Source organism: Rhizobium sp. FY34 (genome assembly GCF_005222845.1).
Classification (GTDB): domain Bacteria; phylum Pseudomonadota; class Alphaproteobacteria; order Rhizobiales; family Rhizobiaceae; genus Neorhizobium.
The window spans coordinates 281,918-307,668 of sequence record NZ_STFZ01000036.1; the positions used below are offsets into that span (position 1 = coordinate 281,918).

26 protein-coding genes are annotated in these 25,751 nt (G+C 60.8%); 6 read left to right on the top strand and 20 right to left on the bottom strand.

Going from position 1 to position 25,751, the window contains the following annotated elements; all coding sequences use genetic code 11:
• Positions 1 to 6 precede the first annotated feature (6 nt).
• From cimA to alr, 13 genes are all read right to left on the bottom strand, one after another.
• Positions 7 to 1,623 (bottom strand): citramalate synthase, encoded by a 1,617-nt coding sequence (cimA, locus tag E8M77_RS22495; protein WP_137132840.1) that lies wholly within the window; start codon positions 1,621 to 1,623, stop codon positions 7 to 9.
• Positions 1,624 to 1,900: 277 nt separating this feature from the next.
• Positions 1,901 to 2,860, bottom strand: coding sequence for a prolyl aminopeptidase (gene pip, locus E8M77_RS22505; RefSeq protein ID WP_137132842.1), 960 nt, complete (start codon positions 2,858 to 2,860; stop codon positions 1,901 to 1,903).
• A gap of 2 nt (positions 2,861 to 2,862) precedes the next feature.
• Positions 2,863 to 3,324 carry a GFA family protein gene (locus E8M77_RS22510; protein ID WP_137132843.1) on the bottom strand — a complete coding sequence of 154 codons (462 nt, stop codon included), beginning with the start codon at positions 3,322 to 3,324 and terminating at the stop codon, positions 2,863 to 2,865.
• Entirely contained in the window at positions 3,321 to 3,800 is a 480-nt protein-coding gene (locus E8M77_RS22515) for a GFA family protein (RefSeq protein ID WP_137132844.1), read from the bottom strand. The genes E8M77_RS22510 and E8M77_RS22515 overlap by 4 nt, the downstream gene beginning before the upstream one ends.
• A gap of 198 nt (positions 3,801 to 3,998) precedes the next feature.
• Positions 3,999 to 5,744, bottom strand: coding sequence for a cysteine--tRNA ligase (gene cysS / locus E8M77_RS22525; protein ID WP_137132845.1), 1,746 nt, complete (start codon positions 5,742 to 5,744; stop codon positions 3,999 to 4,001).
• A 258-nt stretch (positions 5,745 to 6,002) separates the two neighbouring features.
• Positions 6,003 to 6,890 (bottom strand): DMT family transporter, encoded by an 888-nt coding sequence (locus E8M77_RS22530; protein ID WP_137132846.1) that lies wholly within the window; start codon positions 6,888 to 6,890, stop codon positions 6,003 to 6,005.
• A gap of 39 nt (positions 6,891 to 6,929) precedes the next feature.
• Positions 6,930 to 7,670, bottom strand: coding sequence for an SDR family NAD(P)-dependent oxidoreductase (locus tag E8M77_RS22535; RefSeq protein WP_137132847.1), 741 nt, complete (start codon positions 7,668 to 7,670; stop codon positions 6,930 to 6,932).
• A 58-nt stretch (positions 7,671 to 7,728) separates the two neighbouring features.
• Entirely contained in the window at positions 7,729 to 9,219 is a 1,491-nt protein-coding gene (gene purF, locus E8M77_RS22540; RefSeq protein ID WP_137132848.1) for an amidophosphoribosyltransferase, read from the bottom strand.
• A gap of 131 nt (positions 9,220 to 9,350) precedes the next feature.
• The gene (locus E8M77_RS22545) at positions 9,351 to 9,941 is read right to left on the bottom strand and encodes a CvpA family protein (RefSeq protein ID WP_137132849.1); all 591 of its coding nucleotides are present in this window, start codon (positions 9,939 to 9,941) and stop codon (positions 9,351 to 9,353) included.
• Positions 9,942 to 10,070: 129 nt separating this feature from the next.
• On the bottom strand, positions 10,071 to 11,474 hold the full coding sequence (gene radA / locus E8M77_RS22550; protein WP_137132850.1) for a DNA repair protein RadA: 1,404 nt from the start codon (positions 11,472 to 11,474) through the stop codon (positions 10,071 to 10,073).
• Positions 11,475 to 11,480: 6 nt separating this feature from the next.
• Complete coding sequence (locus E8M77_RS22555; RefSeq protein WP_348639913.1) at positions 11,481 to 11,798, bottom strand: type II toxin-antitoxin system RelE/ParE family toxin; 318 nt, start codon at positions 11,796 to 11,798, stop codon at positions 11,481 to 11,483.
• Positions 11,780 to 12,037 carry a type II toxin-antitoxin system ParD family antitoxin gene (locus E8M77_RS22560; protein ID WP_137132852.1) on the bottom strand — a complete coding sequence of 86 codons (258 nt, stop codon included), beginning with the start codon at positions 12,035 to 12,037 and terminating at the stop codon, positions 11,780 to 11,782. The genes E8M77_RS22555 and E8M77_RS22560 overlap by 19 nt, the downstream gene beginning before the upstream one ends.
• Before the next feature lie 52 nt (positions 12,038 to 12,089).
• Positions 12,090 to 13,280 carry an alanine racemase gene (alr, locus tag E8M77_RS22565; protein ID WP_137132853.1) on the bottom strand — a complete coding sequence of 397 codons (1,191 nt, stop codon included), beginning with the start codon at positions 13,278 to 13,280 and terminating at the stop codon, positions 12,090 to 12,092.
• Between the two features lie 98 nt (positions 13,281 to 13,378).
• Between alr and E8M77_RS22570 the strand changes: the two genes are divergently transcribed.
• The 3 genes from E8M77_RS22570 to E8M77_RS22580 all read left to right on the top strand — a co-directional run bounded on the left by E8M77_RS22570 (position 13,379) and on the right by E8M77_RS22580 (position 15,555).
• Positions 13,379 to 14,239, top strand: coding sequence for an AraC family transcriptional regulator (locus E8M77_RS22570; protein WP_137132854.1), 861 nt, complete (start codon positions 13,379 to 13,381; stop codon positions 14,237 to 14,239).
• Positions 14,240 to 14,554: 315 nt separating this feature from the next.
• On the top strand, positions 14,555 to 15,256 hold the full coding sequence (locus E8M77_RS22575) for an AzlC family ABC transporter permease (protein ID WP_137132855.1): 702 nt from the start codon (positions 14,555 to 14,557) through the stop codon (positions 15,254 to 15,256).
• Positions 15,253 to 15,555 (top strand): AzlD domain-containing protein, encoded by a 303-nt coding sequence (locus E8M77_RS22580; RefSeq protein WP_137132856.1) that lies wholly within the window; start codon positions 15,253 to 15,255, stop codon positions 15,553 to 15,555. The genes E8M77_RS22575 and E8M77_RS22580 overlap by 4 nt, the downstream gene beginning before the upstream one ends.
• Before the next feature lie 49 nt (positions 15,556 to 15,604).
• On the opposite strand, the gene E8M77_RS22585 is transcribed toward E8M77_RS22580, so the two are convergent.
• Positions 15,605 to 17,101, bottom strand: a complete 1,497-nt coding sequence (locus tag E8M77_RS22585) for a replicative DNA helicase (RefSeq protein ID WP_137132857.1) — start codon at positions 17,099 to 17,101, stop codon at positions 15,605 to 15,607.
• Between the two features lie 357 nt (positions 17,102 to 17,458).
• On the opposite strand from E8M77_RS22585, the gene E8M77_RS22590 reads away from it, so the two are divergent.
• The 3 genes from E8M77_RS22590 to E8M77_RS22600 are packed head-to-tail and all read left to right on the top strand — an operon-like array spanning position 17,459 to position 20,604.
• Positions 17,459 to 17,917, top strand: coding sequence for a MarR family transcriptional regulator (locus tag E8M77_RS22590; RefSeq protein ID WP_137132858.1), 459 nt, complete (start codon positions 17,459 to 17,461; stop codon positions 17,915 to 17,917).
• Positions 17,910 to 19,541, top strand: coding sequence for an MFS transporter (locus E8M77_RS22595; RefSeq protein WP_137132859.1), 1,632 nt, complete (start codon positions 17,910 to 17,912; stop codon positions 19,539 to 19,541). The genes E8M77_RS22590 and E8M77_RS22595 overlap by 8 nt, the downstream gene beginning before the upstream one ends.
• A gap of 10 nt (positions 19,542 to 19,551) precedes the next feature.
• Complete coding sequence (locus tag E8M77_RS22600; protein ID WP_137132860.1) at positions 19,552 to 20,604, top strand: HlyD family secretion protein; 1,053 nt, start codon at positions 19,552 to 19,554, stop codon at positions 20,602 to 20,604.
• A gap of 78 nt (positions 20,605 to 20,682) precedes the next feature.
• Here the strand turns inward: E8M77_RS22600 and rplI are convergent, their stop codons facing one another.
• The 6 genes from rplI to E8M77_RS22630 all read right to left on the bottom strand — a co-directional run bounded on the left by rplI (position 20,683) and on the right by E8M77_RS22630 (position 25,560).
• Complete coding sequence (gene rplI, locus E8M77_RS22605; protein ID WP_137132861.1) at positions 20,683 to 21,258, bottom strand: 50S ribosomal protein L9; 576 nt, start codon at positions 21,256 to 21,258, stop codon at positions 20,683 to 20,685.
• Positions 21,259 to 21,284: 26 nt separating this feature from the next.
• Positions 21,285 to 22,250, bottom strand: coding sequence for a DUF2232 domain-containing protein (locus E8M77_RS22610; RefSeq protein ID WP_170975972.1), 966 nt, complete (start codon positions 22,248 to 22,250; stop codon positions 21,285 to 21,287).
• Positions 22,251 to 22,411: 161 nt separating this feature from the next.
• Positions 22,412 to 22,660: a 30S ribosomal protein S18 gene (gene rpsR, locus E8M77_RS22615; protein WP_137132862.1), complete on the bottom strand. Its 249-nt coding sequence runs from the start codon at positions 22,658 to 22,660 to the stop codon at positions 22,412 to 22,414.
• Between the two features lie 25 nt (positions 22,661 to 22,685).
• Positions 22,686 to 23,141 (bottom strand): 30S ribosomal protein S6, encoded by a 456-nt coding sequence (gene rpsF / locus E8M77_RS22620; protein WP_137132863.1) that lies wholly within the window; start codon positions 23,139 to 23,141, stop codon positions 22,686 to 22,688.
• Between the two features lie 300 nt (positions 23,142 to 23,441).
• On the bottom strand, positions 23,442 to 24,326 hold the full coding sequence (locus E8M77_RS22625; RefSeq protein ID WP_137132864.1) for an RTX toxin: 885 nt from the start codon (positions 24,324 to 24,326) through the stop codon (positions 23,442 to 23,444).
• A 190-nt stretch (positions 24,327 to 24,516) separates the two neighbouring features.
• Complete coding sequence (locus E8M77_RS22630; RefSeq protein ID WP_137132865.1) at positions 24,517 to 25,560, bottom strand: aldo/keto reductase; 1,044 nt, start codon at positions 25,558 to 25,560, stop codon at positions 24,517 to 24,519.
• Between the last annotated feature and the right edge of the window lie 191 nt (positions 25,561 to 25,751).

Below are 25,751 nucleotides of genomic sequence, written 5' to 3' on the forward strand. Positions count from 1 at the left end.
ATTTGACTATTCCGCTGCCAGCCGCCCCGCCATGTGGCGGTTCTTCATCAGCTTGTAGACGATCGAATCGATCAGCGCCTGGAAAGAGGCGTCGATGATGTTTTCCGATACGCCGACCGTCCACCAGCGGGTGCCATCGCCATCCATGGATTCAATCAGCACGCGGGTCACGGCTTCGGTGCCGCCGTTCAGGATGCGCACCTTGTAATCCACCAGTTCCAGATCCTCTATCTCGCGGTTGAACTTGCCGAGATCCTTGCGCAGCGCCAGATCCAGCGCATTGACCGGGCCGTCGCCTTCCGCCACCGACATCACCGGCTCGCCATCGATGACAAGCCGCACCACGGCTTCCGAGACGGTCTTCATCTTGCCATTGGCATCGAAGCGCCGCTCCACCATGACGCGGAAACCATCGACGGCAAAGAAATCCGGAATGGTGCCAAGCGTGCGGCGGGCTAGAAGCTCAAAGCTCGCATCCGCCCCTTCATAGGCATAGCCTTCCGATTCGCGCTCCTTGACAATGGTGATCAGCCTGTCGAGACGCGGATCATCCTTGGAAACCTCGATGCCGCGGCGTTTCAGCGCGTTGAGGAAGTTTGATTTTCCGCCCTGATCCGACACCATGACCTTGCGGAAATTGCCGACGCTTTCCGGCACCACATGTTCATAGGTGCGCGGGTCTTTCAGAAGCGCCGAAGCATGAATGCCGGCCTTTGTGGCAAAGGCTGAGGCGCCGACATAAGGCGCCTGATGATTGGGCGAGCGGTTGAGCAGCTCGTCGAAGGCGTGCGACAGTTTCGTCAGCTCCGTCAGCCGCTCGGCATCGATCGCGGTCTCGAAGCGGCTGGCATAGGTTTCCTTCAGGGACAGCGTCGGAATCAGCGTGATGAGATTGGCATTGCCGCAGCGCTCGCCGATACCGTTCAGCGTGCCCTGGATCTGGCGCACGCCAGCCTCCACGGCGGCAAGCGAATTGGCAATCGCCTGGCCGGTATCGTCATGCGCATGGATGCCGAGGTGATCGCCCGGAATACCGGCGGCCATCACGGCCGAGACGATGGCGCGCACCTCATGCGGCTGGCTGCCGCCATTGGTATCGCACAGCACCACCCAGCGGGCGCCGGCCTGGTACGCCGTCGTTGCGCAGGCCAGCGCATAATCCGGATTGGCCTTGTAGCCATCGAAGAAATGTTCGCAATCGATCAGCGCCTCGCGACCTGAGGCGATGACCGCCTCGACGCTGTCGCGGATCGATTGGAGATTTTCCTCATTGGTGCAGCCGAGCGCCACCCGCACATGGTAGTCCCAGCTTTTTGCCACAAGACAGATGGCATCGCTTTTGGATTGCAACAGTGCGGCCAGACCCGGATCATTGGCGGCAGAGACCCCTGCGCGTTTCGTCATGCCGAAGGCGACGAATTTGGCATCGCGGGTGCGCTTCTTGTCGAAAAAGGCCGTATCCGTCGGGTTCGCGCCCGGATAGCCGCCCTCGACATAATCGATGCCGAAGTCGTCCAGCAGCTTGGAGATGGCGATCTTGTCTTCGACGGAAAAATCCACGCCGGGCGTTTGCTGCCCGTCGCGCAGGGTCGTGTCGAAGAGATAGATCTTTTCCCGTGTCATGTCAGTGCCTCTCTCTGGCATGTCATCTTCAGACCGCCGTTACCCCCCTCTGCCCTGCCGGGCATCTCCCCCTCAAGGGGGGAGATCGGCAGAACGGTACGCTTGCCACCCCAAATCGGCCCCAAATACCCTCTGCCGTCATCCTTGGCGGTTAGAGCCATAGGGCTAAAGACTCCGCGCCTGAGAATGGCCGCTGCCAGTGCGGCAAATCGATCTCCCCCCTTGAGGGGGAGATGCCCGGCAGGGCGGAGGGGGGTAACCAGGCTACTCATCGTTCTCAGTTCTTTCCCGCAAACCGATCCGTGGCGCGGATCAGCTGGTCGAGAATGCCGGGCTCCAGATAGGCATGGCCGGCGCCCTCGATCAGATGGAAATCCGCCTTCGGCCAGGCCTTGGCGAGGTCCCAAGCATATTTCGCCGGGCAGGGCATGTCATAGCGACCATGGATGATGGTGCCCGGAATGTCTTGAAGCTTATGCGCATCGCGCAGCAACTGACCTTCCTCCAGCCAGCCGGCATGCACGAAATAATGGTTTTCGATGCGCGCAAAGGCCAGCGCGTACTGGTCTTCCTCAAAGCTGCTGGAATAGGCGGGATTGGGCAGAAGCGTGATCGTCTCGCCCTCCCAGAGGCTCCAGGCGCGGGCGCAGGCCAGCTGCTCGTCGCGGTCTTCCCCCGTTAGGCGGCGGCGATAGGCCGCCATCATCTCGTGGCGCTCGCCTTCAGGGATCGGTGCCTGAAAACGCTCGAACTTGTCGGGAAACATTTCCGACACGCCAAACTGATAATACCAGTCCAGCTCAGCTTTCGTCAGCGTATAGATGCCGCGCAGCACCAGTTCCGACACCCGTTCCGGATGCGTCTCGGCGTAAGCCAATGCCAGCGTCGAGCCCCAGGAGCCGCCGAAGACCAGCCATTGCTCGACGCCCATCAACACGCGCAGCCGTTCGATATCGGCGACCAGATGCCAGGTCGTATTCGCCTCCAGCGAGGCGTTGGGCGTAGATTTGCCGCAGCCGCGCTGATCGAACAGGATCACATCATAAAGCGCCGGATCAAACAGCCGACGCTGTGTTGGGCCAATGCCACCGCCGGGGCCGCCATGCAGGAAAACGGCGGGCTTTGCGCCTTTCGTGCCGACGCGTTCCCAATAGACGCTGTGCCCGTCGCCGACATCCAGCATGCCCGTCTCATAGGGCTCGATTTCGGGATAGAATGTGCGCAAGGTATCGGTCATGCTCATGCGTCCTTTGGCGGCCACTCGGCCGTATCATGGTCTGGATGCTGGTAGGAGACCATATCCGTTTCGTCGAGGCTTTGGCCGGTGGCCCGTTTCTCAAACAGTCTGTCGATCCACGGCAGGCGCTTGTCATGGTTCACCTGCACCTGCGGTTCCAGAAGCTCCGGATGGTCAAAGGCGCCGATGGCAATCTCCACCCCACTCGGATGGTGATAGGTGAGCGGCGTGCCGCATTTGTTGCAAAAGCCGCGCTTCACCTTGGCCGAAGAGCGGAACAGGCTCGGCTGGCCGCGTGTCCAGGTCAGATGCGCCTGGTCGGCGGTGACAAAGGCACCGAAAAAGCTGCCGAACTGCTTCTGGCACATGCGGCAATGGCAGATCGACGGGCGCCCGAGCTTTTCCGCCCGGAAGCGGATGGCGCCGCATTGGCAGCCACCGGTAAAATTCCCCGTCATGCTCATGGCTGCTTCTCCGGTGGCCATTCGGCCGTATCATGGTCTGGATGCTGGTAGGAGACGATGTCGATCAGGAACGGCGCCTGTTCAAGGTCTTCGTCCGTCGGGTGGCCGGGCAGGTCTGGCAGATGATCGACAAAGACGATCTTGGCTTCGGTGCCGAACTGGGTGGTGGGCGGCAGCGTGGATGGATCATCGAAGGCGCCGGCTGCCACGGCCATGCCATCCGGTGCCTCATAGGTCAGCGGTGTGCCGCAGTCTGCGCAGAAACCGCGTGACACGACATTGCTCGACTGGAAGATTTTTCGCTCCCCGCGTGTCCACTGGAAATCCGTGCCCCTCACAGAGACGAGAGGCGCATAATAGGCGCCGAACGCTTTCTGGCACATGCGACAGTGACAGATCGAGGCATTCTTCAGCGGGCCACTGACCCGAAAGCGGATGGCGCCGCACTGGCAGCCGCCGGTGTGGATCTCAGTCATGCTATCGGCCTCCATTTGGACGGGATACCCCCCTCTGCCCTGCCGGGCATCTCCCCCTCAAGGGGGGAGATCGGCAGAACGGCCACCGGTTTATCTTCAAGAGAGGAACAGGAGAGCGCGGCATATCGATCTCCCCCCTTGAGGGGGAGATGCCCGGCAGGGCAGAGGGGGGTATGACCGACCACCAGGTGCAGCATGTTACCGCTTCACCTCCCAGGTCGTCACCCGTTCGCCGGTTGCCGCATCCTTGCCGTCCTTCAACTGGATGCCCTTGGCCAGCAGCTCATCACGAATGCGGTCGGCCTCGGCGAAGTTTTTCGCTTTCAGCAGTTCAAGGCGTTGGTCAATTGCATATTGGACCTGTAACTCTTGTTCACCACGTTCGTTGGGATTTAGAGCTTCAAGCCTAAAGTCTCCGTCACCGGTCAAGACAACCTGCTCGCCCTCGTTCTTGAAAACTTCGGTTATCCGATCAATCGCATTTTGATCACCGTTGCTAAAAGAAACGCGTAAACTCTCCACCATTTCCCAGTAATTCGGGATCCGCAGGGCAGCCATGGATACGCTATCCGACAATGGTCCATTCGAAGCGAAGCTCCCAGCATTTTGGGGATTCATTAGGCTAAGGAACTGAACTGTTGAAGCAAACTGGACTGCCTCGTTTTTGTCAAAACTAAAACTCGTTCCGGCTTTCTGACGCAAAATGCTAATCGCCAGTGGCGTGTTAAGGTCTTGAGAAAGAGCTTCCAGCACTTCCGGATACGGCTCTGTCAGCCCCGCACGCATCCAGTCGCCCACAAATGACCAAGCGTTGTAGCGCGATCCTGCGTTGAAAAAACGCTCCATATCCTTCCGGGCGTCTACCAAACTAGAAACAGTGAAATCCAAAGGCTCTCTATAGTGCGTCTTTAGAAGAGCTAGTCGCAGAACACCACCGTGCCATGTGCGGCCGCCGAATTTTTCAGTTGCCAAGAGTTCATGGATGGTGACGAAATTGCCGTCCGATTTCGACATCTTGCGGCCTTCCACCTGCACGAAGCCGTTGTGCATCCACACACTCGCCATCACATCGGTGTCATAGGCGCAGCAGGATTGGGCTATCTCGTTTTCGTGGTGCGGGAAGATGAGGTCCAGCCCGCCGCCATGGATATCGAATTCATGCGGGCGGGCTTTGCCCTTGGGCGAAAGCCTGTCCTTGATCTCTTCCCACAGATAGCGGTTGGCCATGGCCGAGCATTCGATATGCCAGCCGGGGCGGCCATAGATTGCGTATGTTTCGCCCTCGAAGGTAAATTGGGCGGCCCAGCCCGGTTCTGTATCGGCCGATTGCTTCCACAGCACGAAATCGCCGGGATTGGTCTTGTGGGCTTCCACGGCCACGCGCGCGCCGGCCTGCTGGTCTTCCAGCTTGCGTTTGGACAATTGGCCGTAATCGGCCATGGAGGCTGTGGCAAACAGCACTTCGTGGCCTTCCGAACCCTTGGCCACATAGGCATGGCCCTTTGTCAGCAGGCGCTGGATGATCTCGATCATCTGGGCAATATTGTCGGTGGCGCGTGGCTGATGCGTCGGCTCAAGGCAGCCGAGAGCCTTCACGTCTGATTGAAATTGACTTTCCGTCTTGCCGGTGACGGCGCGGATCGCCTCGTTGAGGCTCATCGAGCCATCGGCAATCTTCGCCCCGAAATCGCGCAGTGCGCGGGCATTGATCTTGTCGTCCACGTCGGTGATGTTGCGGGCATAGGTGACGTGGGCCTCGCCATAGATGTGGCGCAGCAGGCGAAACAGCACGTCGAAGACGATCACCGGACGGGCATTGCCGATATGGGCAAAGTCATAGACCGTCGGGCCGCAGACATACATGCGCACGTTTTCAGGATCGATCGGCTGGAACTCCGCCTTTTCGCGGGTCAGCGTGTTGGTGAGCTTGAGCATATGGCTCATGGACGAAAGTCTCCCGATACAGATCGTGACCGGCCTGACCGGTTCTGTGTCTTTTAAAGACTGTCGAGAGACGAGAACGGCCAGGCCAGCGGTGCGCTAGCGAATAATGATCCCGCAGATGGTGCAGAGGGCCGTGTTCATGGGAAAGCTTATGGCGCGCAACCGTGGCCCGGTCAAGGGGAGGGCAAGGCGCAAATGTTCGCCAAGAAAGGCCGAGGTGAAATATTCATTCGGCAGGCGGGCGTGGCGCGGAACGGATCAGGGTTGTAGCGGGATCTTCGCCTTGGCCGGCATCAGGCCGAGCACCAGCGCACAGCCGGCGATGATCACCACGCCGCCGGCAATTTGGATCAGCGTCAGCGGTTCATCCAGCACCAGCGCGCCGATCAGCACGGCAACCACCGTCACGGCAAATTCCACGCTGATCGCCCGCGTTGCGCCGATCGAGGAAACGAGGCCGAAATAGAGCACATAGGTCAGCGAACTCATCAGGCCGGCAAGACAGACCAGATAGAGATAATCGATCGGCTGCGGCACGCCGGGCACCGGCACCACGGCCAGCAGCGGCAGGGCGATGATACCGCCGGCGAGAAATGCGCCGATGGTCACCTCCCAGGGGCCGGTCTCCTTCAGATGTCGGCTGGCATAATTGCTGCCAAAGGCCGCCGAGAAGGTGGAAAACAGCATGGCCGCGCAGCCGAGCAGGAAGGGCGTGGTGATCGGCACGGCCGGAAAGCCGACGAGCATCAAAAGCCCGATCGTGCCAAGCGTCAGCCCGGCCACCCGCGCCGGTGTGATCGGCTCAAGCCCCCAGAGCCGCGAAATCACCATGGAAAACAGCGGGATGGAGGCGACGAAAATGGCGGCCATCGCCGTGCCGATCAGCGGCGTTGCATAGGAAAGCCCGATCAGCTGGCCGGCAACCGTCGTGGCACCAACGATCGCCAGCGGCATCCATTTTTGCGGAAAGGCCAGGCGGCGGCGCGTCGTGCGCGCCAGCACCATCAGGATGGCGGCGGCAATGAAGCAGCGGAAGGTCACGGCGCCCACCCAGCCGAAGGCGGCAACCACCTTCAGAAGCAGTAGGAAGGACAGGCCCCAGGCAATGGCGAGGAACAGATAGGCGGCAAGATCGCGGGGGCGCATGGGCACTGCTTGATTGGCGTGAAAGAGCGATGTCGTGGTCTATTCCGGCAGGCGGTAATCGACGAACTTGTCCTGCCGCACGACATAGAGCCTGCCGGTCTCCGTCATCTGCGGCGCACAGAGCGGCAGCAGCTTTTCGGCCACTTCGGAGGGGTGCGGCAGCGTTGTCGGATCTTCGCCGGGCATGGCCTGAGCCCGCATGGCGGTGCGGGTGGCACCCGGATTGACATTGATGACGCGCAGTTTCGTCTGCTTGGTTTCGGCAGCCCAGGTGCGCCCGAGCATTTCGACGGCAGCTTTTGAGGTGGCATAGGCGCCCCAGAAGGGCCGCGCATCGGTCGCCACACCCGAAGACAGGATAAGCGCGCGACCGGCATCTGATTTCAAGAGCAGCGGCTCGACCGAGCGGATCAGCCGCCAGGTGGCTGTCACATTGGTCAGCATCACCTTATCGAACACTTTTGCCTCGATATGGCCTACCGGCGAAATGACGCCGAGAATGCCGGCATTGGCCACTAGAATGTCGAGCTTGCCCCAGCGCTCGAAGATCGAGGCGCCGAGCCTGTCGATGGCTGCCATGTCAGTGAGATCGAAGGGAACCAGGGTGGCGGTGCCGCCTGCGGCCTGGATCGCGTCGTCCAGATCCTCAAGTCCGCCCACCGTGCGGGCGCAGGCAATCACATGCGCGCCAGCCTTGGCGAGTGCCAGCGCCGTGAAATAGCCGATGCCGCGCGATGCGCCGGTCACCAGCGCGATCCTGCCCGTGAGGTCGATTGTCATGATATGTCCCGTTCACCCCATACGGTGGAGCGCTTGTCCGCGCTCGCACCGGATCTCCTCAGCCGTTGCTGGCCATCACCGAGATCTTCCGTCCCATCGGTTCGCCATCCTTGTCAAGCAGGCGGGTCGGATAGTCGCCGGTGAAGTAATGGTCGGTGAATTGCGGCCGGGCCGCATTGCGTTCTTCGCCGCCAACGGCGCGATACAGGCCGTCGATGGAGAGGAAGGCCAGCGAATCGGCGCCGATATAGCGGCACATGGCTTCCACATCGTCATATTGGTTGGCGAGCAGCTTGTCGGCGTCCGGCGTGGCGATGCCGTAGAAGTCAGGATAATAGATCATCGGCGAGGCAACACGCAGGTGAACTTCCTTGGCGCCGGCATCGCGGATCAGTTGCACGATCTTGAGCGAGGTTGTACCGCGCACGATCGAATCATCCACCAGAATGACGCGCTTGCCCTCGATCATGGCGCGGTTGGCCGAGTGCTTCAGCTTCACGCCGAAGGCGCGGATCTGCTGCGTCGGCTCGATGAAGGTGCGCCCGACATAATGGTTGCGGATGATGCCGTATTCGAAGGGAATGCCGCTTTCCTGCGCGTAGCCCAGCGCCGCTGGTGTTCCGCCATCCGGCACGGGCACGACGACATCGCCTTCGATCGGCGATTCCTTGGCCAGATTGATGCCCATGTTCTTGCGCGCCACATAGACGCTGCGGCCGCCAACGACGGAATCGGGGCGGGCGAAATAGACATATTCGAACAGGCAGAGACGTTCCGGCTGCATATTGGTGGACTTGCGCGATTCAATCGCGATCGAGCCATCCGGCTGGATTTCGCAGATGATCACTTCGCCATTTTCCACGTCGCGGATGAATTTCGCGCCAATGATGTCGAGTGCGCAGGTTTCCGAACAGAAGATCGGCATGCCGTCCAGTTCGCCCATCACCAGCGGGCGAATGCCGGTGGGGTCACGCGCGGCAATCAGCTTCGTGCGGGTAATGCCCAGCATCGAATAGCCGCCTTCCATCTGGCGGATGGCGTCGATGAAACGGTCGGTGGTGGAGGCGTAGCGCGAGCGGGCAATCAGGTGCAGCACAACTTCCGTATCGGAGGTGGACTGACAGATGGCGCCACCGGCGATCAGCTGACGACGCAGGGTCAGGCCATTGGTGAAGTTGCCGTTATGGGCAACGGCAATGCCGCCGACTTCCAGTTCGGCAAACAGCGGCTGCACATTGCGCAGCGCCACTTCGCCGGTCGTGGAGTAGCGCGTATGTCCGATGGCCATATTGCCGGGAAGTTTCGCGATCGTCACCGGGTTTGTGTAATGGTCGCCGACCAGTCCCATATGCTTTTCGGTATGAAACTGCGTGCCGTCGAAGGATACGATGCCCGCCGCTTCCTGGCCGCGATGCTGCAGGGCATGCAGCCCGAGCGCCGTCAGCGTTGCGGCGTCTGGATGACCCAGAATGCCGAACACGCCGCATTCCTCATGCAGGGTATCGCCATCCAGATCGAGAAAAACATCATGTGAAACCGGCTGATTCATCTGCAGGTCCTTGTCGTGCCAAAACAGAAATAGGCCGGAAGGGGCGATATCGCTTGTTCCCGTGGTCCGGCCTGTGATGGGTGCATACCATAAAAGGTGGCGTCTGGCTCTCTCTCAATCGAGACAAAGCGTCAATTATTTGGCGTCGTGGTTGCCGGAGCGTCATCGGATGGCGCCGCATCCGTGCCGGCTGCCGGTGCTGCATCGCCACGGCCAAGAATGCGGGCGCGGATCTGCGGCTCGATATCCCTCGGCAAGACGGTTTCCAGCCTTGACACTAGCGTGTCGAGGAAGGGCTTGGACTTGGCCTGCGTGATCCAGGCCGGCTGTGAGCGGATATCCACCAGCCAGTTCCAGAATGCAACGGCCACTACCAGAAGCAGAATGCCGCGCGCGGCACCGAACAGGAAGCCCAGCGTTCGATCCAGCGCGCCGATGCGGCTGTCGATGATGAAATCGGCAATCCGGGTGGTAATGAAGGTGATGATGATCAGCGCGACGATGAAGATCAGACCGGCGGAACCGGCCAGCGCTATGCGTTCATCGGCTGTGTAGTTCTTCGCGTAAGGCAGAAGCACCGGATAGAGGTAATAGGCCGCGGCAATCGAACCGGCCCAGCTGGCGATCGACAGCACCTCGCGGGAAAAGCCACGGACCATGGCAAGCACGGCCGAGAACAATGTGACGCCGAGGACGATGCCGTCGAAAATCGTGATGGGCATGGATGGTCTACTCCAAGACTGCCCCGGTTTGGCCGGGAAGGTGCTGTGGTGGCTGAGGAAGCGCCAGATTATGCCCTGGCGCTGCCTTATGCGGCCACCTCTTACATCAGCGAGCCCGCCGGTGGAAGATCAATCCTCCTCCGCAGGTTTCCCCAGGTTCTTTGCCGAGCCGGCAATCATGACCACCAGATCCGGCAGGCCATCGATCTCGTTCCAGCGGCTTTTGCTGCCCTTGGGCATTTCGGCGGAAGAGGACGGCAGAACGGCATTGGAAAAGCCGAGCTTTTCGGCCTCCTTCAGGCGCTGCGCCGTCTGCGAGACGGGGCGCACCGCCCCCGACAGGCTGACCTCGCCGAAATAGACGCATTCGGCTGGAAGCGGCGTATTGGCCAGCGAAGAGACCAGCGCTGCGGCCACCGCCAGATCGGCCGCCGGCTCGGAAATGCGGTAGCCGCCGGCAACGTTCAAGTAGACGTCATGTTGGCCAAGCCGCACGCCGCAATGGGCTTCCAGAACTGCCAGGATCATCGATAAACGCGCCGAATCCCAACCGACAATGGCACGGCGTGCCGTGCCGAGCGAGGTGGGCGCAACCAGCGCCTGCACCTCGACCAGAACCGGACGCGTGCCTTCCATGCCGGCAAAAACGGCTGCACCCGGCGCCTTGTCATTGCGTTCGCCGAGAAACAGTTCGGATGGGTTGGAAACCTCGCGCAGGCCCTTGTCCGACATTTCGAACACGCCGATCTCGTCGGTCGGGCCGAAACGGTTCTTCACGGTGCGCAGAATGCGGTAGTGATGGCCGCGATCGCCTTCGAAATAGAGTACGGCATCGACCATGTGTTCGACGACGCGCGGTCCGGCGATCTGGCCTTCCTTCGTCACATGCCCGACCAGAACCATGGCGGCACCCGTCTGCTTGGCAAAGCGGATCATCGCCTGCACGCCGGTGCGCACCTGGGTGACGGTGCCGGGTGCCGAATCAGCCGTATCGCTCCACAGTGTCTGGATCGAATCGATGATGACGAGATCCGGTCGCTTGCCCTCTGCAAGCGTTGCCAGAATGTCCTCGACATTGGTTTCCGCCGCCAGAAGCACGTCGGTATTGGCAGCGCCCAGGCGCTGCGCACGAAGACGTACCTGCGCCACCGCTTCTTCGCCAGACACATAGATGACGCGATGCCCCTCGCGAGACAGGGCAGCGGCGGCCTGCATCAGCAGCGTCGATTTGCCGATGCCCGGATCGCCGCCAACCAGCACAGCCGAGCCGCGCACGAAACCGCCGCCGGTGGCCCGGTCCAGCTCGCCAATGCGGGTATAGATGCGCGGCGCCTCTTCCGTTTCGCCCGACAGGGTGGTGAGCGTGACGGCCCGGCCTTTCTTTGGCACCTTGCCGGGTCCACTGCCGATACCGCCCATCGGATCGTCTTCGATGATCGTGTTCCACTCGCCGCAGCCATCGCATTTGCCGGCCCAGCGGGTGTGGATCGTGCCGCAGTTCTGGCACACGAATTGGGTCTTGGTCTTTGCCATGAAATGTCAGTCTTCTTGTTCTTCTTCGGGAAACAGATCGGAGGAGAGTTGCTGATGACCGTGCAGCACGCGCAGGATGATCACTTGTTCAGGAGTGGTGCGGAAGTAGATGCAGCGCCTGCGAAACGGAAGCGCCCTCAATCCGTGGCGTAGATCGTCGCGAGCTACGCCGGGGAAGCCACTTGCGGCGATCCATTCGATCTTGGCGGTAATCTGGCGAATGAGCCGTGTGGCGGCTATGATGTCGTCTTCACCGATATAGACGAACATCTCGAGGAGATCCTGATCGGCCAGCAGGGCGTAGATCAGCTCTTTCGATTTAATCGCCGCATCCCCCGTTCAATGATCGAGTCGGCCACCGCCTCCGCGCTTTCGAACCGGATCGTTTCGCCAGCAGCGACCTGCGCATCTGCCGCATCGATCATCTGCCGGGTCAATTCATCGCTGTATTCAAGCGAATGCAGCGCTGCGCGCACCACGTCCTCGGCGCTTTTGTAGACACCGCTTTGCAGCTTGCTGTCGATAAAGGCCTGCTCTTCCTCGGTCAGGTGGATCTCGGTCATTTCGATCTCCCTTTGTTCTCTTATAGCGCGGCACGTGGCCGCTGACCAGAGGTCAAATTTCGGGATCAATGTAGCGGCGTTCATAGCGCAGACCAAGACCGGTCAACAGCTCATAGCCGATGGTGCCGGCAGCACGGGCAACCTCATCAAGGGGCATGTTCTGGCCGAAAAGCTCGATATAGTCGCCTGCCTGGATGTCGCGGGCGGGAATATCGGTCACGTCGAAAATGGTGAGATCCATGGTCACGCGGCCAACGACTGGCACGCGTTCGCCCGCCACAAAGCCGAAGGCGCCAAGGGGGACCGTCTCGCGAAGTGCAATGCCGGAGCCGGAGAGATTGCGCAGATAGCCATCGGCATAACCGACGGCTGCCACGGCAAGCCGGCTGTCACGGGAAAGCTGGTGCGTGCCGCCATAGCTCACCGTTTCGCCTGCCTTGGCGTCGCGGATCTGCACGATGCGCGCCTCTGCGGTGGCAACCGGGCGCAAGGGGTTTGCCAAGGCATTCATCGCCTCGCCGCCATAGAGTGCAATGCCCGGACGCGTCAGGTCGAAATGATAGTCTTGTCCGAGAAAGATGCCGGCCGATGCCGATAGGCTTGCCTCGACGCCTTCAAAGGCACGGCTGACCTCGCCAAAGGTGGAAAGCTGCGCCTGGTTGCTTTCAGCGGTTGCCGTATCGCCGCTGTGGAGATGCGAGAGGATGAGGACGGGCGAAAAGCTTGCCGGGCGCGAGACGTCCTGCGCCAACGCGATGGCTTCATCGACAGACAGTCCAAGCCGGTTGAAGCCGGTATCCACCTGCAGCGCGCAAGGATAGGGCCCACGCTCCGACAGCACCGACATCCAGAAGGCCAGCTGTTCTTCGGATGCGAGAACCGGCACCAGATCATGATCGAAGAACAGGCTTTCCTGGCCCGGCCAGATGCCGGAGAGCACGAAGATGCGGGCTTCCGGCGCATAAGGGCGAAGCGTTGCGCCTTCGGAGGCCACGGCCACGAAGAAGTCGCGCGCGCCGGCGTGATAAAGTGCCGTGCCGCAATCCTCTATGCCGAGCCCATAGGCATCGGCTTTTACCACGGCGCCCGCGCGTGCCCGGCCTGAACGGGCCGAAAGATCACGCCAATTGTCGGTCAGCGCCTGAAGATCGACCGTCAGGCGAAGCGGTGCGACATCGAAGGGGTCCAGTTCGGTAAAATCGAGTTCTTGAACGGTGTCTTCGATGGTCATGTCGTTTGGCATCCATGGTTTGCGTGTCGCCGGGCGGGGTGGTCGGATCTTGACCATCACCTATCACTTTTGTTCAAGACGGTCATGACGAAGCAGGCTAATCTGCGGTCATGCACAATGTTTCGCAGCAACAGGCCGCCGAGGCGACACCGGTATCCAGGTCGGAAAACACGCGGTTCTGGCGCGACCGGCGTTTCCGCGACATGGAATGCCTGACGGCCTCCTTTATCACGCACGAGTTCTCGCCGCATTCGCATGACACGTTCTCCATCGGTGCGATCGAGCGTGGCTGCCAGGTGGCGATGATCCGTGGAACGCGCGAGCATACCGGTCCCGGCGCGCTTTATCTGATCAATCCGGGCGAGGTGCATGACGGCCAGCCCGGCGCGCCGGAAGGCTATCGCTACCGGATGATCTATCCGGACATGGAGATGCTGACCGAGATCATCGAGGATGTGACGGGCCGCGCCTTCAACGGCTCGCCCAGTTTCGCCCGCCAGCTGCTCACAGATGCGCCGTTGGCCGGCGCCTTCAACCGGGCCCACCGCGCGATTGAGGAGGGTGCGGCAACGCTGGAGGGCGAGGAGAGCATGTATGGCGTTCTTGCTGCCATGTTTGCCCGCCACGGCAGCGATATCATTCGCGCGCCCACGCATGCCGAACCGCTCGCCATGCGCCGCGTGCGCGCCTATCTGACCGAACATTTCAACGAGGATGTCGGGCTGGAGGCACTGGCCAAGGTGGCCGGTCTCAGCCGCGCTCATATGATCCGGGCGTTCCGCAAACAATATTTCATAACGCCGCATGCCTATCAGACGGATCTGCGCGTGCGCCATGCCCGCCATCTGCTGCGCAATGGCGCGACCCCGACCGACACGGCGCTTGCCTGCGGCTTTGCCGATCAGGCGCATCTGACACGCCATTTCAAGGCGCGCTCCGGCCTGACGCCTGCCGTCTTCCGCGCCGGCTGACGCAACCGTCGATTTTTGCGGTACCCCCCTCTGGCTGCCGCCATCTCCCCCACAAGGGGGGAGATCCCGTGTGGCCAATGACAGGTTCCATCAACAAGATCCAAGCACTCTCTTTCGTCAATGGCCGGATGGCGGCATCTCGTCTTGCCGTCTCCCCACCTGTGGGGGAGATGGCGGCAGCCAGAGGGGGGAAACCACGGATGCCGCCGGTGCCGATAGGGTGATCCGAGCCGAGCTGGACCGGCTGATCCGGTCACTTTCCTTCAAGACGCCGCCTGTCCAAGCCGGTAAACCCTGCGCCACCAGGAGGTCTTCATGATATATTATTCGACAAGGGCCGAAATCTTGCACGGCTTGCGGGACATCGTTCCGCTGGTGCTGGCCGCCGTGCCGATCGGTTTCGTGTTTGGCGCAGTGGCCGCCGGCAAAGGGCTTTCGGCCGCGGAAGTCACGCTGATGAGCACGCTGGTGTTTGCCGGCGGCTCACAATTCGTCGCCATGGACCTGTGGACGCATCCGGCGTCCTGGACGGCGCTCGGCTTTGCAGCGCTGCTCGTCAACCTTCGCCATGTTCTGATGGGCGCTTCGCTTGAGCGCAGCCTTGGCCGGTTTCGCCCCTGGCAGAAAATACCGACCCTTCTGGTGATGGCCGATGAAAACTGGGCGCTTGCCGAGTCAAGAGCGCGGCTCACGCCCTTGACGCCAGCCTATTATCTCGGGCTGGCGCTTCCCTTCTATCTCAGCTGGATCCTCTCCAGTCTTGCCGGCGCGCTGTTTGGCGCTCTGATCGGCGATGTGGCGGTCTATGGCCTGGATTTTGCCTTTCCCGCCGTCTTCATCGTACTGCTGATGGGCTTCTGGAAGGGTACCGAGACGGGGCTCGTGCTCCTGGCAAGTGCGATTGCCTCGCTATCCGTTCACACGCTGGTCCCCGGCGCCTGGTATATCGCCGCAGGCGCCCTGGCCGGGCTTGCCGCCGCCTTCATTCCGCTTGGCAGACAGGAGCAGGCGGCATGAGCCTTGACCCCGCAACACTTGCCGCCATCCTCGCCATGATGGTGGCCACCGCATTCACACGCCTGTTCGGCGCGGTTCTCGTGCGGCGGTTGACCCTGAGCGACAAGACGCAGAAGGCGCTGTCCACCGTGCCGCCCGCCGTGCTGATGGCGGTGGTGGCACCCACGGCGCTGGCCACGGGTCTGGCGGAAACCTTGGCCTGCGCGGTCACGGCACTGGCCGCCTTGCGCCTTTCGCTGCTGCCAGCAGCCGGACTGGGTGTTTTGACCGTCGCGGCCTTACGCGCTTTCGGGTTTTAGCTGACGCCTACAAAACCAAAACGCCCGGCATCTGCCGGGCGTTTCGGGATCAAGGCTCTTCGTATTGCGTGAAGCTTGGATCGGCCAGATCCGCAAAGCGTGTGTATTCCGACTGGAAGGCGAGCTTGACGGTGCCGGTCGGTCCGTGACGCTGCTTGGCGATGATCACGTCTGCCGTGCCCTTTACCTTTTCAAACAGCTGTTCCCATTCCGGGTATTTCGGATCGTTCAGGTCGCGCGGTTCCTGGTTCTTCACATAGTATTCCTCGCGGAACACGAAGAGCACCACGTCGGCGTCCTGCTCGATCGAACCGGATTCGCGAAGGTCGGAGAGCTGCGGGCGCTTGTCCTCGCGGTTTTCCACCTGACGCGAGAGCTGCGATAGCGCCACGATCGGCACATTCAGCTCCTTGCCGAGCGCCTTCAGACCGGTGGTGATCTGGGTGACTTCCTGCACGCGGTTTTCGCCGGATTTGCCAGATCCCGTCATCAGCTGGATATAGTCCACCACCAGACAATCAAGGCCGCGCTGGCGCTTCAGGCGGCGGGCACGGGCAGAGAGCTGGGCAATCGAGATACCACCGGTCTGGTCGATGTAAAGCGGCACCTTCTGCATCATCTGGCTGCAGGCCACGAGCTTTTCGAAATCGGCCTCGGTAATGTCACCGCGGCGGATCTTCGAGGAGGAGACTTCCGTCTGCTCGGAAATGATACGCGTTGCCAGCTGTTCGGACGACATTTCGAGCGAGTAGAAGCCGACAACGCCGCCGTTTTTCGCCTTGAACGAGCCGTCCGGCTGCACTTCCGGCTCATAGGAGGCGGCGATATTATAGGCGATATTGGTGGCAAGCGAGGTTTTGCCCATGCCCGGACGTCCGGCAAGCACGATCAAGTCGGAGCGCTGCAACCCGCCCATCTTGCTGTCGAGAGACATGATGCCGGTCGAGATGCCCGAGAGGTGGCCGTCGCGCTCGAACGCCTGCCCGGCCATATCGATGGCCTGAGCCACAGCATCGGAAAAGGTCTGGAAACCGCCGTCGTAGCGGCCGGTTTCGGCAAGCTCGAACAGGCGCCGTTCGGTATCCTCGATCTGCGTTTGCGGCGGCATGTCGAGCGGCGCGTCATAGGCGATATTGACCATGTCCTCGCCGATGGTGATCAGCGCGCGGCGTAGCGCCAGATCGTAGATCGCGCGGCCATAATCCTCGGCATTGATGATCGTCACCGCATCGCCGGCCAGCCGCCCGAGATATTGCGCCAATGTCAGGTCACCGACCCTTGTATCAGCCGGCAGGAAGGTCTTGATCGTCACCGGATGTGCGATCTTGCCCATGCGAATGATGTCGCCGGCCACTTCGAAGATCTTGCGGTGCAGGGGTTCGTGAAAATGCACCGGCTTCAGGAAGTCGGAGACACGGTAATAGGCATCATTATTGACGAGGATCGCGCCGAGAAGTGCCTGTTCGGCTTCGATATTGTTGGGAGCCTCGCGATAATGCGGCTCTGGCGGCGCTGCATTGCCAAGTTTGCGCGCAACTTCGTTCATGTCATTCGATCCATCTGTCTTGTCTGCCAGCGCCGCACTGTAGCCAAGCGCGGGAAAGAGGATAGGCGTGTAACGGCAACTCACACCGATTCACAGGCCCGATCGGTCGGAAAAGAAATATACCAGCTCTTGCGCTGAATCCGGTTGACTCCGGCTTGCAGCGAATCACCCGGATACGGCCTGCCGATTATGAGCCCTTGCATCGGCTTTTCAGCAATGCGCTTCTCCCGTGCCATACCTACCAGCTTTGCGTCTGCGGCATGGCTGACCTGCCGCAAGCGTTGCTTGAAAAAATCGCGGCAGCGGAATAATTGTCTCCATAATAGATAGGAAGCTAATTATAAGTCTGGATTACCAATGTCGCGCCATACCGTGATCGAGAGGTTGTTTGACGAGATGACGGCTTTCAGCCGCCGCCTGAGATCGTATTTTGACCTGAAAAGCGAGGAAACCGGCCTGACCCTGACGCGTGCGCGTGTGCTATTTGCGCTCAGCCGGCGGGGAAGTCTCAACCAGAGGGATCTGGCGCAGGAGATGGAGATCGAAACTCCGACGCTCGTGCGCATTCTCGATGGCATGGAAAAGCAGCAGTTGATCGAGCGGCGCACGGACGACAGTGATCGTCGCGCCAAGGAAATCCACATGACGAAGGAGGGCGACGCGGCGTGCATCAAGGCACAAGCCTTTGCCCACGGTGTTCGGATGGAGCTTGTGGCCGGTATTTCGCAAGAGGATCTCGCCGTGTCGCTGCGCGTCCTGACGCAGTTGAACCGCAACCTCCTAGCCATCGGGCAGGGGAGGGCAGCCCATGCCTAAGCTGACCATTCTTGCCGCCCAGCCAAAGCCGCCGGAGGAAAGATCGCCCTGGCAGAACGTGCTCTACATTGCATCAGGTCTGTTCATGTTCCTGGTACAGGGGCTCGGCCTGAATTTCGTGCAGGTCAATCTGTCTCAGTTGCAGGGTACGTTCTCCGCCACCACGGCGGAAGTCGCGGCCCTGTCTGCCGCCTATATGGCGCCCTATGTCAGCCTGTCGCTCGCCCTGTTCAAGATCCGCGTGCAATATGGCCTTCGCCCCTTTGCCGAGCTCAGCATCGTTGCCATGGTACTGGCCGCCGGCCTCAATCTCGTGGCCAGCGACCTGCATTCGGCGCTGGCTGTGCGTTTTGTCAGCGGCATGGCGGCAGCCCCGCTATCCTCTCTCGGCTTCCTCTATGTGCTGGAGGCTTTCACGCCTGAGCGCAAGCTGACCACCGGCCTCAGCATCGCGGTCATCGGCACATTGCTCGCGGCACCGGTCGCGCGGATCATTTCCCCGCCTTTGATGGAGCTCGACGGTTACCAGTCGCTCTATACGATGGAGCTCGGGCTTGCGCTTATGGCGCTGCCGATTATCTACCTTTTGCCGCTGACCGCGCCGCCTCGGACCGCTGTCCTGGAGCGCATGGATATCTTCACCTATCTTCTGCTCGGTGTCGGGCTTGGATGCCTGGCGGTGTTCTTCACGCTGGGCCGCTTCTACTGGTGGCTCGAGGCGCCATGGCTCGGTGTGCTTCTGGCCATTGCCATTGTTTTCCTGACACTGTTTGCCGTGTTCGAACTGCGGCGGGACAGTCCCTTGCTGGATCTGCGCTGGATCTTCTCACCGACCAACCTGCATCTGATCGCGGTGATGATCATGTTCCGGGCGATCTCGTCGGAACAATCGATCACCCTTGTCAGCTTCTTCCAGCAGCTTGGCCTGCAGAATGACCAGATGCAGATGCTCTATGGCGTCGTTCTGGCGGCCACCTTTGCTGGCTGCGCCGTCTGCGCACGCCTGATGGTTCGGGATCTCCAGGGCACGGCGCATGTCATCGCGCTTGTGCTGATTGCCGCCGGTGCCTTTCTCGACAGCCAGTCCAACAATCTGACGCGGCCGGAACAGATGTTTCTGAGCCAGGGCATGATCGCCTTTGGCGCGGCGATGTTCCTGCCGCCGGTCATGTCCAGAGGCTTTGGCTCCTCGTTGAAGAAGGGGCCTGCCTATCTGGTCAACTTCATCGCCATCTTCCTGTTTACCCAGATCACTGGTCTGCTGGTCACAACCGCAGCGCTTGGCAGTTTCGTGACAATCCGCGAGAAGTTTCATTCCGCGGTGCTGGTCGAGAATGTGCTGCTCAGCAATCCGGTCGTTGCCGCGCGCGTTTCGCAGCTTTCGGCGGGCTATGCAAAGACCATTACCGATCCCGCACTGTTGCAAGCCGAAGGACTGCAACTCCTCGCCCAGCAGGTGCAGCGCGAAGCCTATGTGCTCGCCTATAACGATACATTCTTCGTGCTGTTCGTCATAACCGCCTTTAGCCTTGCCGCTCTTCTTCTTCACCTTGCCTGGGACCAGTGGAAGCCTGCTTTTGCAGCGCGATCCGCAACAGCCTTGACAACGGACGCATCCAACTAGGTTTTCCATCATGTTCAAACGCTTTTTTTCTCCCGCAACCCTGATGATCCTCCTTGTCGGCCTGATCGGGCTTGGCCTTGTGCTCTATGCTTGGCGTCTGCCGCCCTTCAACAGCACGGTCGAGATGACCGATAATGCCTATGTGCGCGGTTACGTGACGACGCTCAGCCCACAGGTCAGCGGTTATGTCGTCGATGTGCGGGTCGCGGACTACCAGACCGTCACAGAAGGTGAAGTGCTGGTGAAGATCGATGATCGCATTTACGTGCAGAAGCTGGCGCAGGCGCAAGCCACGCTTGCCAGCCAGAAGGCGGGACTGGAGAATTCACGCCAACAGGAAGTCACCGCCCAGGCAAATATTGCCTCCGCCGAGGCGGCAGTCACCAGCGCCGATGCGGCTCTCACCCAGGCGCGGCTCGCCGAAGAACGTCAGGAGAACCTCGCCCGTAACGGCGTGGGCACCGCCAGCATTCAGGAACAGACGTCGGCTGAACTGCAAAAGGCCCATGCCGGCATGGCGCAGGCCAAGGCAGCGCTGGAGGTTTCGCGCCAGCAGTTGACGACCATTCTCGTCAATCGCGGCTCGTTGGAAGCCGCCGTCAGCGGTGCGGAGGCCTCGGTCGAGCTTGCCAAGATCGATCTCGGCAATACCGAGATCCGCGCACCGGGCAAGGGACGGGTGAGCGAAGTGGCCACGCGGCTTGGCCAGTATGTCACGGCCGGCAGCCAGCTGATGTCGGTTGTTCCCGACGAGGCCTGGGTGATTGCTAATTTCAAGGAAACCCAGCTGGAAGGCATGCAGGTCGGCCAGCCGGTCAGCATCACGGTCGATGCGCTTGGCAACCGGGCCATCGCCGGCCATATCGAACGCTTTTCGCCCGCTGCTGCTTCGGAATTTGCCGTCATCAAGCCGGACAATGCGACCGGCAATTTCGTCAAGATCGCCCAGCGCGTCGGCGTACGGATCTCTATCGATCCGGGACAGGAACTGGCCGGCCAGCTTGATCCCGGCCTGTCGGTAGTGGTGCGGGTGGACAAGGCATCCAAGCCACGCGCCAATTGAGATTCTCAGTGTGAGCACATAAAAAAGGGCCCGGATCAATAAGATCCGGGCCCTTTTTCATGTGGCTAAACTAAAATCTCAGGCGTCTTCGTCCTGATCGTCGGCATCCGGGTTGAAGAAGTCTTCCGGACGCAGAGCGTCTTCGTCAACGCCGTAGATGGCGTCAACTGAGGTCAGGCTTTCGCCCTTGGACTGGCGCTCGGCTTCTTCCGGCGTGCGGGCAACGTTCAGTTCAACCGAGATTTCGACTTCGGCATGCAGGTGCAGAACAACCGTGTGCAGGCCGATGGCCTTGATCGGGTTGTTGAGGTCAACCTGGCTGCGGCCGATGTTGAAGCCTTCAGCGGCCAGAACGTCGACGATGTCGCGAGCGGCAACCGAACCGTAGAGCTGGCCGGTTTCGCCGGCGGCGCGAACGACGATGAAGGACTTGCCGTCAAGCGTTTCGGCAACCTTCTGGGCTTCCGACTTGCGCTCGAGGTTACGGGCTTCGAGCGTCGAACGCTCGGCTTCGAAACGGGCCTTGTTGGCCGCGTTCGAACGCAGGGCCTTGCCGAGCGGCAGCAGGAAGTTACGGGCGTAACCGTCGCGAACCTTGACGGTTTCGCCCATCTGGCCGAGCTTGGCGACGCGTTCAAGAAGAATGACGTGCATGGTGTTATATCCTTTCGAAAGTCAGATCAGGTGTTGGGTGTGTCGGTATTGCGGGCGGGCGTCAAAGCGATCGTCCGGCGCGTATCGGTGAGGCCGATGACAAAGACCGCCAAAAGCGGCAGCAGCATCACAGAGGAGAGATAGACGAGCACCAGCGCGGGAAAGCGCCAGTCCTTGCCCTTGGTGCGCAGATGCAGGGAGGCAAAGCCTGAGAGCAGAAAGCCCGCACCGAACGTGCCGCAGATCGTGGCGCCGATCATGGCCGGCACGCCGCCCAGGAAGGTCAGTAGAATACCGGCGAGAAAGACGAACATCGCATTGCGGTTCATGCGCAGGGCAGACGGCATGTCTTCGCGCGGGCGAAGCGCACGGCCGCTGCGCGACACGATACGCACAGCCACGTAAAAAGCGGTAAACAGTAGTGTCACCCAGATACCGCCCTGGATCAGCGGCAGCATCAGCACGATCATCGATTTCGTCTGCGCCAGCGCTGCCGCATCCGGCACCATGGCGGAATTCTGCTGCTGGAAGCTCTCCACCATGGCATCGACCATGCGGTCGGTCAGTTCCGGGCCATAGCCGATGACGGCGCCCAGGATGATCACCGCAACCGTCACGAGGCCGCACAGATGCAGGAGAATGTCGGAGATCGGGTACCAGGCCACAAGATCGTCGGGGCCGCCGATTTCAGAGGCCGGCCGCGCCAGGTTGGCGAGATGCGACAGCCAGCCGGCCGGCACCAGCGTGAATATGGTCATGGCCAGAGCAAACATCGGCGAAACGAGCAGTGCTCCGATGATGGCGGCGGTGATGATGGCAATGATGGCAGTGCGGTTGCCCCAGCCAAGGCCGGCGACAAGCACTGGAAGCGCCGAGGACGCATAGAGCACGGAGGCAAACGACGGCTGCGCATTCGCGCCCAGCACGAGCAGGGCGGCGGCAATGCCGGCAAGGATGCCGGTGGTCAGCACTGTCTGGTTCAATCCGGTCACGTCTCGCTGTCCTGCTGTCGAGCAGTTAGGGGATAGAACCTGAATCAATGTTTCAGGTACTTCATCCCCAACATGGGAATTTCAAGGGTTCCGATCCGCGCCCATCGCGAAAGGGGTGAAACCCGCCGGTCGTTGAAACCGGCGGGTTCGAAGGTCAGATCTTACGACAGAACGTAAGGCAGAAGGCCGAGGAAGCGGGCGCGCTTGATGGCCTGGGCCAGCTCGCGCTGCTTCTTCTGCGATACTGCGGTGATACGCGAAGGAACGATCTTGCCGCGCTCGGAAATGTAGCGCTGCAGCAGACGAATGTCCTTGTAGTCGATCCGCGGAGCGTTTGCACCGGTGAAGGGGCAGGTCTTGCGGCGACGGTGGAAGGGACGACGTGCCGGAGCAGAGGATGCATCAGCCATGGTGTTTTCTCCTTAAGCTCTCGAATTACGCACGGTCTTCGCGCGGACGGCGCTCGAAGCCACCTTCACGGGGGCCACGGTCCGGACGCGGACCACGATCGCGATCGCCGAACGAACGCTCGGGACGGTCGCCATCACGACGCGGACGGTCGTCACGGTCGCGCTTCTGCATCATGGCAGACGCGCCCTCTTCATGCTTCTCGACGGCGATCGTCATGTAGCGAAGAACGTCTTCGTTGATGCGCATCTGACGTTCCATCTCATGCACGGCAGCTGCCGGTGCATCGATGTCCATCAGGGCGTAATGAGCCTTGCGGTTCTTGTTGATGCGATAGGTCAGGGACTTGAGGCCCCAGTTTTCTACGCGCCCGACCTTGCCGCCGTTTGCTTCGAGGACACCCTTGTACTGTTCTACGAGGGCATCAACCTGCTGAGCGGACATATCCTGCCGGGCAAGGAATACATGTTCGTAAAGAGCCATTGTAAGCTTTGCCTTTCTTGCGTTTTGTCTATGCCCGGTTCCGGCGGCTAAGCCTCAACGACTGGTCTTGTGAAGGGGGAGGCCCCTGCAAGAAAAGCGTTACGATCGAGACGGTCGAGAGCGGAGACACGGGAGGCCGGAACCCCTGCGGTTCCTGCGGTTCGCCTTGCAGCGCACCTACCCTCCGTACAGCCACCAGCCAGAAGACCGGGCAGTTCGAACAGGCGCGCTTATACGCGCATTTCCCGAGAATGCAAGGGTGAGGCCGGATATTCCATGGGGATGAGCTCCGTGTGGAGATCAGCCGATCTTCAGAACGGTCTGGCCGTTCTCGGAGGCAAAGCGATAGGTGAGCGCCTCGCTGTCGAGCGTCACCGTAATCATGTCGTCGCTGCCATTGATTTTCGCCGACAGCGTATTGCCGCTCACCGACAGCCTCATGTCGCTTTCGGTGAGCCCGCCGAGCTGCAGGCTCAAGGCGCCCGTGCTGGCAAGCTTGTCCTGTCCGCCGCCGCGTCCAAAACCGTATTCGACAACGGCATCGGGGCTGCTCGTGCGGATGCTGACACTGTCATTGCCGGCACCGCCTGTTGCAAAGATACGATTGCCTTCAAGGTTCAGCGTGTCGTCGCCATCGCCGCCATCCAGGCCGATAATGGTGTCGGCCGCAACTTTCAATGTGTCATTGCCGGCACCGCCCAGAATATCGAGCGCCAGCATGGCCTTGATCTGAATGTCGTCGTCGCCTTCACCGCCATCGACGCTGCCGACAAACGAGCCGGCGGTCTTCAGCGTGTCCTTGCCGTCGCCAAGGTTTACTGCGGAAATATCGGCGCTTTTCATCGTCAGCACGTCGTCGCCGGCGCCTGTCTCGATATTGTAGATGGCGCGACCGGTCACGGTCATCTGATCGGCGGCATCGGTTCCGCTGCCGCCTGTGATATAGCCGAGCTGTTCGTCGATATTGGCAGTATCGTCAGTGTCGCCGCCGCCGAGCGTCAGGATCTCGACAATACGCGACAGCGCACGCTGTGCTGCTGTATCATTGCCGGAATTACCTACGGAATTGGTATAGCCGCTGATAGTGGAAAAGCCCGCACCAGCGGGCGGGCGAGACGCCGAAAACAGCGTATCGACATAGGATGCCGCATTGGCATTCGAGAAGAAGCTGTTGACTGCGCTCATGATTCCCCGCCTTCGGCGATGCGATGTTCGAAGAACATCTCGATCGCCTAACATTCTACGCTCGCGGACCCAAAGAAACCCTTAAGGCAGAAGCGGCGGGCAAAGCGAGTCTATTGCGGTGGCAGGGTTAGTGATCCGTGAATCGGCATTGGTGGGTCGTGCCGGGCAGCTGCAGCCCGGCACGAGGATGTCAGATCGGCATCGGATATTGCCGGTGGATCTTGGCAATGGCGTTCATCACCTCGTCCGACAGCGTCACATCGGCGGAGCCGATATTCAGCTTCAGCTGTTCCATCGAGGTGGCGCCGATGATGGCGGCCGCCATGAAGGGACGCGTCAGGCAGAAGGCGAGCGCCATCTGCGACGGGTCAAGGCCATGGTCCCTGGCAAGGGTGACATAGGCGCCTGTCGGCGCCTCCTGTTCGGGCACCAGCCGTCCGCCGATATCGCCATTGATGGCGCCGCGCGAGCCTGCCGGTTTGGTGCCGCCGAGATATTTGCCCGACAGAATACCGCCGGCAAGCGGCGAATAGGCCAGAAGCCCGACATCCTCGTGATGCGCCATTTCGGCCATGTCGAGATCGAAGTGGCGATAGAGCAGGCTGTATTCGTTCTGCACGGTGGCAACCCGTGGAAGGCCTTTCTCTGCGGCCAGGGTGAGGAATTGCTGCGTGCCCCAGGTGGTTTCGTTGGAGAGGCCGATGGCGCGGATTTTTCCTGCCTTCACGCAGGCGCCGAGCGCTTCGAGCTTTTCGGCAATCTCGTCCTTGGTCTGCGCCTTGTCCTGGTTGAAGGGATTGTAGGTCCAGGCGGCGCGGAAGTGGAAATGGCCGCGGTTCGGCCAATGGATCTGGTAGAGGTCGATATAGTCGGTCTTCAGGCGCTTAAGGCTGGCATCGACCGCCTCGTGAATGGCCTTGGCGGTGATTGGCTGACCGTCGCGGATGTAGGGTCGACCGGCACCTGCCACCTTGGTCGCCAGAACCACCTTGTCGCGCTTGCCGGTCTTTTCGAACCAGTTGCCGATCAGCCTTTCGGTATCGGCATAGGTTTCGGGCGAAAGCGGCGTGGTGGGGTAGAGTTCGGCTGTGTCGAAGAAGTTGACCTCGTGGTCGAGCGCATAGTCCATCTGCTCGAAGGCTTCGGCCTCCGTGTTTTGCGAACCCCAGGTCATTGTGCCGAGGCAGATTTCGGACACCGTGATATCGGTGCGGCCGAGTGTCTTGAATTTCATGAGAGTGTTCCCGTCTTGCAGGCTGTGGCAGGCTTTATAAAGGGCCGCGCAAATGTAGGCCGCTTTTGCTGCAACGCAAGAGAAATGGCGCCGGGTTGTCGTGCCGCAATTTCGCCGGCCCATTTGCCGACAGACCTGTGTATCAATGCCTGCATCGCCCGCTTCGCTGGGCTGCAAGTGCCCGGCGGCCT